Raw genomic sequence first — 9,936 nt, 5'->3', positions numbered from 1 at the left:
CTGCCACGGTTTTTCTTGGAGAGAGGGCGAGGGTGCTCCCGTTTGGGGGTGTTCTCGTCCTTTCTTTTTTGTGTGTTGGGGGGTGCCTTGGGGTGCCCCCTTTTTTTGTGCCCGGAAGTTCCTTGTGAACGGTGCGGTGGGAGGCCTCGTTCAAGGGAGTGGGAGAATTCCGTCATGACGAAGACGATTCCCGCGGAGCTCCTGACCGCAGCCGAGGCGGCCAAGGGCTTCATGCCCACGGATGAGGGTCTGGCCCTGTACGAGACGGCCCTGGCCTACGCCGATCGCGGTCCCATCGTGGAGATCGGTACCTACTGTGGCAAGTCCACGGTCTTCCTCGGCGCCGCCGCCCGGGTGAGCGGTGCCAAGGTCGTCACGGTCGACCACCATCGGGGCTCGGAGGAGCACCAGGAGGGCTGGGAGTACCACGACCCCACCCTCATCGACCCGGTGACGAAGAGGTTCGACACCCTCCCGCACTTTCGGCGGACCATCACCGAGGCGGGGCTGGACGACGAGGTCATCGCGATCGCGGGCGCCTCGGTGGCGGTGGCCGCGATCTGGGGCACCGAGCTCGGGATGCTGTTCATCGACGGTGGTCACAGCGAGGAGGCCGCCCAGAACGACTACGAGGGTTGGACCCCGCACATCGCGATCGGAGGGGCCCTGGTCATCCACGACGTCTTTCCCGACCCCGCGGACGGCGGTCGCCCTCCGTACAACATCTACCGCCGGGCCTTGGACAGTGGGCGTTTCGAGGAGGTGCGCGTGGTCGGTTCCATGCGTGTCCTCGAACGCACTTCCTGATTCCGAGGATCTTCGGGGCTCGTCTCCCGGGCCCCGTTCCCCTTGGTGTGGATCACAGGGTGATGAGTACGTCACGCAGAACACGCCGGGTAAGGGTAAGCCTTGGGTAAGAAGTCACCGCGCGGTTACGGATTCGACCTTAGCGCGGTTACGGGCGGGTATCGTGGCGGTGAGGGTGGAGCGATGGTGGCGATTTTCCCCGGAATACCGCTTCAGACCTGACTCGAACTGAACGATCAGGGGCACTCGCGCGTCGAATAGCAGGACGGCACAGTGCCGGACGTGATTTGCCATGGGGGCGGGGAGCTGAGCGAGAGCACACGCGGCAACGACGGGACGGATGGACAGCGTCCCGAGTCGAACACGCCGGAGACGAAAGACACCTCTACCGAGGAACTGTCCAATCAGACGACACCCCGGAGTGACCTACCCGCTACCGATGAGAATCAATCCGATGGGAACTCATCCGTAGAGGAGGACTCGGGGGGCGGGGAGACGCCCGAACCCGAATTCATCGCGGGTGCCTCCGCGTTCAAGACCAGTGGCACCTTCTTCCGCGACCGGGTGGCGCAGACCCTCGCGGAACAGGGTTTCGAACTAGGGGGAGAATCGACGGAAGAGGCCTCCGGGGATTCCAAGGGGGCGTCCGCCGAGGACGAGACCGACACGAGCGACCGGACCGACGAGGCCGGGAACGACGACACCGACACGACCACCTCCTCCGCCCCCTCCGTGGAGGAGGCCGACGGCGTGTCCGACGGGTCGGCCCTCGACGGCGAGCCCACTACTTCGAAGGGCGAGCCCGACGAGGACCCGGAGAAGTCCTCCGCGAGTGGCTCCGGGGCATCGGAGACGGCCTCCGCGGCCGACGACGAGGATCCCTCGTCCTCGGCTGATGATGAGAGCCCCCAGGGGGACCCGGAGCCCTCCGGGACGCAGACCTCGGAACCGGTGTCGGCGGAGGAACCGGGAAGACCCGAGGACCGGAGCGCGGAATCGGCGGACGCCGTCGCCTCCGCGGCCTCGGTGAACACGGACGAGGGGGCGGAGGCCTCCGAGAAGGACACGGAGCCGGCCGAGGCCGACGCCGGTCCGAACACTCTTCCCTTCACCCCTCCGAAGAAGGACTCCGAGCAGGAGGCCCCGCGGACCGAGGCCATGCCGGTGGGAGGTCCGCTCACGGACCGGGCCTCCGGTGAGGAAGGGGGCGGCACCGAGCCGTCCACCCCCGCCGAGACCGAGGACACGGGCCCTGGGGAGTCCGAGACGAATTCCGAGGCGGATGGCGACGGATCCCTGTGGCCGAAGCCTCGACGTCTGTCCGATTACGTGTCGGAGGAGGAGTCCAAGGGCGACGGCGATGCCACGAGCGTGGTGGGTGCCGTCGCCGGAGCCGCGGGGGCCGCGGGTGTGGCCGGGGCCGCCGCCGGCGGCGGCGCGGGCACGGGTGGACCCGGTGGGCCCGATGATCCGAAGGACGGCCCTGAAGGCTCGCAGGGGTCGGGCGGCGGAAAGAACGGCAAGAAGAAGGGGAAGGGCGCGAAGAAGCCGCTGTGGTGGCGGATTCTGCGGGTCGTCCTCATCGTGATCGGTCTGATGATCGTGACCGGTTGCGGTGTGTTCGCCTTCTTCTACATGACCGTGGAGGTCCCGGACGCGGCCAAGGCCGACGCCGTGGAGCAGGGCTCGACCTTCTACTTCTCCGATGGGGAGACCGAGTTCGCCTACCGGGGTACCGACCGTGAGGTGATCGACTACGACCGGATGGTCGCCGGTGGCGACCACGTCGTCGAGGCGGTCATCTCCGCCGAGGACCGCGGTTTCTGGGACGAGCCCGGTGTCTCGCTGAGCGGCACCATGCGTGCGGTGTGGTCGACGGTCAGCGGTGAGCAGGTCCAGGGCGGCTCGACCGTCACCCAGCAGATGGTGCGCAACTACTACGAAGGGGTGTCGCTGGAGCAGACCGTGTCCCGCAAGGTCCAGGAGATCATCATCGCGATCAAGGTGGACCAGAGCGAGGACAAGGAGTGGGTGATGGAGCAGTACCTCAACACCATCTACTTCGGTCGTCAGGCCTACGGTGTCCAGGCCGCCGCTCAGGCGTACTACCACAAGGACGTCGAGGAGATCACCCCCGGCGAGGCGGCCTTCCTGGCCGCGGCCATTCAGCAGCCGACCCGTTTCGGCTACGCCGACGTCGAGACCACGCCGGCGATGGAGAACCGTTGGCAGTACGTCGTCGACGGCATGGTCACCACCGGGGCGATCACCCAGGAGGAGGCCGACGAGATGGAGTTCCCGGCCCCCGAGCCGGAGCGCTCCATGACCGGCGCCGACGTGTCCGGTTACAACGGCTACATGCTCCAGGAGGCGATGAACGAGCTGAACCGGCTCGGCTACACCGAGGACCACGTCAACCGTCAGGGCTACAAGATCGTCACGACCTTCGACGAGGACATGATGGACGCGGCCTACGAGACGGTCGAGGAGATGGTTCCTCAGGAGAACCTCCCCGAGGGCGTGAACATCGGGGTGAGCACCATCGATCCGGCGACCGGTGAGGTCGTGGCCTTCTACGGTGGGCACGACTACATCGAGAACCAGTACGACAGCTCCTTCCTGGGCGCCGCGCAGGCCGGTTCGGCGTTCAAGCCCTACGTGCTGGCCACCGCCCTGGAGCAGGGTTATGGGCTCAACTCCACGGTGGACGGTCGTGGGCCGCGCGACATCCAGGGGTCCCGGGTGCAGAACGCGGGCAACTCTCCGGGTGGCGTCATGACGCTGACCCAGGCGACCCAGGTCTCCAACAACCTGGGCTTCGTGGAGTTGGCGCAGGAGGTCGGGTTCGAGGAGATCCGTCAGACCGCCTACGACGTGGGTCTGCCCGAGGGCAGCATCGACGACAACCAGCTCGTGCCGGTCATGCCGTTGGGCGCGACCAGCGTCCGTCCGATCGACCAGGCCAGTGGGTTCGCGACCTTCGCCAACGGTGGCGTGCACATGGAGGCGCACGTCATCCGGGAGATCGTCAACCAGGACGGGGAGAACGAGCGTCCCGAGGTGGAGGGCGAGCGGGCCCTGAAGGACTCCACCGCGGCGGACGTCACCTACGCCCTGGAGCAGGTCGTCAACAGCGGTACCGGTACGGCCGCGCGGCTGTGGGACCACCCGGTCGCGGGTAAGACCGGTACGACCGACGGCAGCGTGGCGGCGTGGTTCGTGGGGTACACCCCGCAGTTGTCCACGGCGGTGGGTGTCTACAGCGGGAACAACGAGAGTTTCAGTATCCCGGGGCACAACATCTCCGGTGGTGGACTGCCCGCCACGATGTGGAACCGCTACATGACCCGGGCGATGGAGGGGTACGAGCGCGGATCCTTCCCGAGCCCGGAGTTCAGCGGGAACACGGAGAACTGGGCGCCGGACCCGGCCACCCAGCAGCCGCAGGAACCTCAGGAACCGCAAGAGCCTCAGGAACCGCAGGAGCCTCAGGAACCGCAAGAGCCTCAGGAACCGCAGGAGCCTCAGGAGCCGATCGAACCGCCGACCGAGCCGCAGGAGCCGGACTGGCCGCCGCCGGACGAGCCGGAGACGGGTTTCCCCGATATCCCGCCCGGTCGAGGTGAGGAAGGCCCCTGATCCAGGGGTGATGACCACGAAGGGCCCCGTACCGCCTGGTACGGGGCCCTTCGTGGTGTCGCGAGACGGGTTCGTGCCTCAGGCGGCGTCCGGTGCCCGGTCCCATCCATGCAGGAAGACCCGGGATCCCGGTGTGGTGCCGGTGAGGGCGTCCACGGCCAGGATGACGGCGGCCGAGGTCCAGGTGCTGCGCTCCACCGGCCATCGGACCTGTTCGGCGAACTGGTAGCCGGTCCAGTAGACGCCGTCATCGGCGTCGCGCAGGTGTTGTACGTCCCGGAGGATCCGAATCCCCTGGTCGATCTCTCCCATGGCGGCCAGGGCCAGGACGAGTTCGGAGGACTCGGCGGCGGTCACCCAGGGCTGGTCGCTCACGCAGCGCACCCCCAGGCCGGGGACGACGAAGGTGTCCCAGCGTTCGGCGATGCGCTCCTTGGCGGCCTCCCCGCGTACGGCGCCGCCCAGGATCGGGTAGAACCAGTCCATCGAGAAGCGGCCGCGGTCGGAGAACAGGTCCTCGCGCTCGTTGATGAGCAGTGAGAGCCGGTCGGCGGCCGTCCGCCATTCGGGGCGCTCCCGGCCCAGTCGTGCCCCCAGCGCGGTTCCGCAGCGGAGCGCGTGGTGGACGCTGGCGCACACCGTGAGCAGGGAGTGGTCGCCGGGGGAGCCGTCCTCGGAGCGGGCCCAGAGGATCTCCCCGTGCTCGCCTCGCAGCCCCAGGACGAACTCCAGTCCGCTCTCCACCACCGGCCACATTCGTTCGGCGAAGGCGGTGTCGCCGGTGGTGAGCAGGTGGTGGAACACGCCCACGGCGGGGTAGGCGGCGTGGTTGGCCTCGCGCAGCCGGGTGACGGGGACGCCCTGGCGGAACTTGGCGGGCCAGCCGCCGTCGGGGTGACGGCAGGTGTCCAGCCACAGGTAGGCGCGTCGGGCGGCCTCGGCGTGCTCGGGGTGGAGCAGTCCGGTCACGGTCAGGGCCATGGCGCACTCCACGTGGTCCCACACGTCGGTGTGCCCGCCGGGGAACCAGGGGATGGCGCCTTCGGGCTCTTGGGCGCGGGCCAGGTAGTCCGCGTTCCGGTGGAGCTGTTCGGCGCGCAGGACCCCGGGGAGGTGGAGGGGTGTGGAGGCCGGCGGGGCGGGCACGGCGGACATCAGGAGGCCGCGTCGGTGAGCGGCTTGCGGACGTACACGACGACGCTCTTGCCGATGACCGGGTTGAGGAGCCGCTCGGCCACCCGGGTCACCTTGGGGGCCTGGAGCATGTCCCAGACCAGCAGGTCGTGGTAGGCCTTGGCCAGCGGGTGGTCGTTGTTGTCGGTGCCGACCGCGCACTTGATCCACCAGTAGGGGGAGTGGAGGGCGTGGGCGTGGTGGTGGGGGCCGATCTCGAAGCCGGTGGCCTTGAGCTTGGCCTCCAGTTCGGCACGCGTGTAGATGCGGATGTGGCCGCCCTCGTTGGTGTGGTACTCCTCCGAGAGGGCCCAGCAGAGGCGTTCGGGCAGGAAGCCGGGGACCGTGACGGCGGCGATGCCTCCGGGCTTGAGGACCCGGTACAGCTCCTTCATGGCGGCGGTGTCGTGCGGGATGTGCTCGAAGATCTCCGCGGCCACGACACGGTCGAAGTGGTCGTTGTCGAAAGGCATGTCGAGGGCGTCGCCCTTGACGGTCTCGGCGGAGGCGGCCTCGGGGGCCTCTCCCTCGTGACGCATGGCGGCGAACATGGTCTCGACCTCGGCGAGGTCGCTCACGTTCTGGTCGAAGGCGACCACGTCGGCGCCGCGGCGGTAGATCTCGAAGGCGTGGCGGCCGCCGCCGCAGCCCAGGTCGAGGACGCGGTGGCCCGGACCGACGGGGAACAGGTTGAAGTCGACGGTGATCAGTGGAGGCTCCCTAGGGACGATGCTGTGGGATGTGGTGTGCGAGGCCGGTCGGGTCAGGCGCCGTTGGCGCGGGCCCGCTCGGGCGCGGGCGTACGGTCGTCCTCGGCGTGGGCCTCGGTGCCCTTGACGGCGTCGATGGTGGTGGCGTAGCGGCGCGCGGTCAGTTCGGCCACGGCCTTCCAGGTGAAGCGTTCCTGGACGCGGCGCCAGGCGGCGGCGCTCATGCGTTCGCGTTCGGCGTCGTCGTCGAACAGCGCGGCGAGTTCGTCGGCCAGTCGTTCGGGGTCGCCCGGGGGGATGAGGCGGCCGGCGTCACCGTCGGTGCCGACGACCTCGGGGAGGGCGCCCGCGTGGCTGGCGATCAGCGGGGTGCCGCAGGCCATGGCCTCCACGGCGGGGAGCGAGAAGCCCTCGTAGAAGGAGGGGACGACGGCGATCTGCGCGCCGGAGATGAGGCGTCCCAGTTCCTCGTCGTCGATGCCGCTGACGAACTCCACGCGATCGCGTAGGCCGAGTTCGTCGACGAGGAGGTCGGTGGGGCCGCCGGGGCGGGGCCTGCTGACGATCGTGAGGGAGACGTCGCGTTCGGCGGCCAGTCGGGCGGCGGCGCGCAACAGGACGCCCACGCCCTTGAGGGGGCTGTCGGCGCTGGCGGTGCACACGATGCGTCCGGGGACGCGTTCCACGTCGGGACGGGGGTGGAAGTGGCGGGTGTCCACGCCCAGGGGGGTGACCTCCATGGCCTCGGGGGCGACGCCGAACTCGCGTGCGATGTCGTCGGCGGAGGAGCGGGAGGGGACCAGGATCGGGTCGAGCCTGCGGGCGACCTTGGCCTGCATCTTGACGAACCCGTACCAGCGGCGTTTGGAGAGTTTCTGGAGCCCCTTGGCCTCGTCGAGTTCGATGCGGCGGTCGACGCTGATGGGGTGGTGGATGGTGGTGACCAGGGGGATGCCGGCGGATTTGATGCCGAGGAGTCCCCAGCCCAGGGTCTGGTTGTCGTGGACGACGTCGAATTCGCCGAGGCGGCGGCGCAGTTCGCGGTTGGCGCGCAGGGAGTAGGTGAGGGGTTCGGGGAATCCGGCGGTCCACATGGTGGCGACCTCCAGGACGTCGATCCAGTCGCGCCACTCGCGTACGGGCGGGGCGACGAAGGGGGCGGCGTCGTTGTAGAGGTCCAGGGAGGGGATCTTCTCCAGGGTGACGCCCTCGTCCAGGACGGGGTAGGGCTGTCCGGAGAACACGGTGACCTGGTGGCCGAGGGCGGCCAGTTCACGGGAGAGGTGGCGTACGTACACGCCTTGGCCGCCCACGTGCTGCTTGCTCCGGTAGGACAGGAGTGCGACGCGCAGGGGGCGGTCGCCGGACGGCCGTGGGGTCGGTCCCGTGCTTGTGCCCGACTGGGTCAAGAGTCCACCTCTTCGTTGGGTCGCGTGCCCGTGCGCCGTCGTGTGCCGCCGGTGTTCCGGACCCCGGTGGGCGCTGTCGCGTGGGCGATCGTGGTCGCCGCCGGGCCGTGTGGGCGTACCCCATATGTTACTCGTGAGTTCATTCGGGGGCGGCGTCGGGCTTCGGGTCCAGGGAATCCTATTCGGGGCGATGCGATCGATCGACGGCGACCCATCGGGGCAGGTCCATCGGGCCCTTTCGAGTGGCCAGGTTCCTCTCCTCCAGGGTGCGCAGGTGCGCGGCGGTCTCGGAGGCGGCCATGTGGCGGGCCGTGATCCGCATGTGTTCCCAGGGGCGGCGCCATTCCAGCCGGGAGGTGAGTTCCCACAGTGTGGTGGGGCCCTGGGAGAGAAGGGCCGCCATGGCCGTCAGTCGTTCCTCGTGGTGGGAGACGATCCGCCGGGTGCGTCCGGGCAGGTCGGTGAAGCGGGTCTCGTGTGAGGGAAGACATAGCAGTCGGTCGGCGTCGGGGAGGTCTCCGATCCCGGCCTGTGCGGTCAGGAAGTCGCCGAGCGGGTCGCCTTCGGGGGAGTCGAGGGGGAACTGGCCCACGTGGGGGGTGATGCGGGGCAGGACGTGGTCGCCGGTGAACAGCAGTGCCCGGTCGGGGAGATGCAGGCACAGGTGTCCGGGGGTGTGACCCGGGGTCCATACGGCGCGCAGGTCCAGGCCGGTGACGGGAACGCGCTCGCCGTCGTTCAGGGCCAGGTCCGGTCGGGCCGGGGGTCGAAAGACGGTGGGGGAGGCCCGGAAGGCCTCGATGTCCTCGTCGGGGAAGCCCGCGCGTGTCATCTGTGCGATCACGGAGGCGGCGCGTTCTCGTGGGTCGTGTTCGGAGAGTCGGTCGAGGACGTCGATGTCGCGCGGGTGCATGGCGATCCAGGCGCCGGAGGCCTCGCGCAGTCGGCCGGTGAGACCGGAGTGGTCGTTGTGGAAGTGGGTGATGACGGCGCCGACGACCCGGTCGACGGTGTGCCCGGCCTTCCCCAGACCGGAGACCAGAGCGTCCCAGGAGGTGTCGTGGTTCCATCCGGTGTCGATGAGGACGGGCCCCTCGGGGGTGGGGAGGGCGTAGACGTGGGTGAAGCCGATCGGGTTGTCGGGGACGGGCACGGGGATGCTCCACAGCCCTTCGCCCAAGTCCTCCGGTGGGGGAACGTCGCGCATCCCGGGTCGACCTCTCCATCGAAAACCGAATCTGATTCTATTCTAGGGAGGGGCCGTGCGAGAGGAAGGGGAGGGGTGGCAAAGCGGTGCGAACGGGTTCCAGACCCTTCGGCCCAGGCAAATAGAACGTATTCTACTCAGGTCGGGCGGGTGATCCGAAAGCCCGGGCCAAGACCTCGTATTGCCTTTGCCACGTCGGGCGATGAGGCGCGGATCATGGGTTCGAAGCACTGCGAGCGAGGGAAGCCGTTAGATAACGTGTTCTCATGAAGGCCGGTGGTGGTGTGCCGGCCCCGATGAGCCGACCCTCGATCCGCGGCCACCGGAAGGTGCCCGGACCGACGACGAAGGGGAGAGACCCAGTGGCGGTGCCTGCACCGATCGGAACGATGACGAGGAATCAGACCCAGCGTCGTCGGCGCATCGTCCAGACCGCGGCCGCTCTGGCGGTCCGCGGAGGCGTCGAGGCCATGCAGATGCGCTCGGTGGCCGAGCGCGCCGGGGTCGCCCTGGGCACCCTGTACCGGTACTTCCCCTCCAAGATGGATCTCGTCGTGGCCGTGGTCACCGAGGAGCTCGACCTCCTGGAGGGCGGCATCGTCCGTCGTCCGCCCACCTCCGACACCGCCTCCGGCCGCGCGGTCGACGTCCTGCTGCGCGCCACCCGCGGCCTCATGCGCGAGCCCGAACTCGCCGACGCGCTGGTCCGATCCCTGATCATGGCCGAGGTCAAGATCGAGCTGGACGTGCGCATCACCGACCTGGTGTGGCGGGTCGCCACGGGGGACCTGGAGGCCGCCGAGGAGATCGACGCGCGGGAGGAGGTCGAGGTGGACCGGGAGAGCATCGGATACGTCCTGGCCGGCTCCCTGACCAGCGTGTGGATCTTCGAGTTGGTGGAGGTGCTCAAGGGGCGCCGCGACATCGACGAGGTCGAACGGCGTCTGCACGTGGCCGCGGAGCGGCTGCTCTCCTCCTTCTGAGACGCGGC

Annotated in this window: 7 protein-coding genes; 3 read left to right on the top strand and 4 right to left on the bottom strand. The window is 68.9% G+C overall.

Features of this window, described 5'->3' with window-relative positions; translation table 11 throughout:
• Positions 1-174 precede the first annotated feature (174 nt).
• Both D451_RS0124460 and D451_RS0124455 read left to right on the top strand, forming a co-directional pair.
• The gene (locus D451_RS0124460; protein WP_014912271.1) at positions 175-807 is read left to right on the top strand and encodes a class I SAM-dependent methyltransferase; all 633 of its coding nucleotides are present in this window, start codon (positions 175-177) and stop codon (positions 805-807) included.
• A 273-nt stretch (positions 808-1,080) separates the two neighbouring features.
• Positions 1,081-4,446 (top strand): transglycosylase domain-containing protein, encoded by a 3,366-nt coding sequence (locus tag D451_RS0124455; protein WP_017536363.1) that lies wholly within the window; start codon positions 1,081-1,083, stop codon positions 4,444-4,446.
• 78 nt (positions 4,447-4,524) lie between these two features.
• Here D451_RS0124455 and D451_RS0124450 read toward each other — a convergent pair whose 3' ends face one another.
• From D451_RS0124450 to D451_RS0124435, 4 genes are all read right to left on the bottom strand, one after another.
• Positions 4,525-5,601, bottom strand: a complete 1,077-nt coding sequence (locus D451_RS0124450) for a prenyltransferase/squalene oxidase repeat-containing protein (RefSeq protein WP_017536362.1) — start codon at positions 5,599-5,601, stop codon at positions 4,525-4,527.
• Positions 5,601-6,329 carry a class I SAM-dependent methyltransferase gene (locus D451_RS0124445; protein ID WP_026125339.1) on the bottom strand — a complete coding sequence of 243 codons (729 nt, stop codon included), beginning with the start codon at positions 6,327-6,329 and terminating at the stop codon, positions 5,601-5,603. The genes D451_RS0124450 and D451_RS0124445 overlap by 1 nt, the downstream gene beginning before the upstream one ends.
• Before the next feature lie 53 nt (positions 6,330-6,382).
• Positions 6,383-7,738, bottom strand: coding sequence for a glycosyltransferase family 4 protein (locus D451_RS0124440; RefSeq protein ID WP_026125338.1), 1,356 nt, complete (start codon positions 7,736-7,738; stop codon positions 6,383-6,385).
• A gap of 178 nt (positions 7,739-7,916) precedes the next feature.
• Entirely contained in the window at positions 7,917-8,945 is a 1,029-nt protein-coding gene (locus D451_RS0124435; protein WP_017536360.1) for an MBL fold metallo-hydrolase, read from the bottom strand.
• 362 nt (positions 8,946-9,307) lie between these two features.
• Here D451_RS0124435 and D451_RS0124430 point away from each other — a divergent pair, with 362 nt between their 5' ends.
• On the top strand, positions 9,308-9,928 hold the full coding sequence (locus tag D451_RS0124430) for a TetR family transcriptional regulator (protein ID WP_014910281.1): 621 nt from the start codon (positions 9,308-9,310) through the stop codon (positions 9,926-9,928).
• Positions 9,929-9,936: the final 8 nt, after the last annotated feature.

Origin of the sequence: Nocardiopsis alba DSM 43377 (assembly GCF_000341225.1) — a bacterium.
GTDB classification, from domain to species: domain Bacteria; phylum Actinomycetota; class Actinomycetes; order Streptosporangiales; family Streptosporangiaceae; genus Nocardiopsis; species Nocardiopsis alba.
This window is presented reverse-complemented; position numbering and strand designations above follow the sequence as displayed.

Bases quoted from the DNA above. Each gene is read 5' to 3' on its own strand.
- D451_RS0124435 (WP_017536360.1), bottom strand. From the start codon at position 8,945: ATGCGCGACGTTCCCCCACCGGAGGACTTGGGCGAAGGGCTGTGGAGC.
- D451_RS0124450 (WP_017536362.1), bottom strand. From the start codon at position 5,601: ATGTCCGCCGTGCCCGCCCCGCCGGCCTCCACACCCCTCCACCTCCCC.
- D451_RS0124460 (WP_014912271.1), top strand. From the start codon at position 175: ATGACGAAGACGATTCCCGCGGAGCTCCTGACCGCAGCCGAGGCGGCC.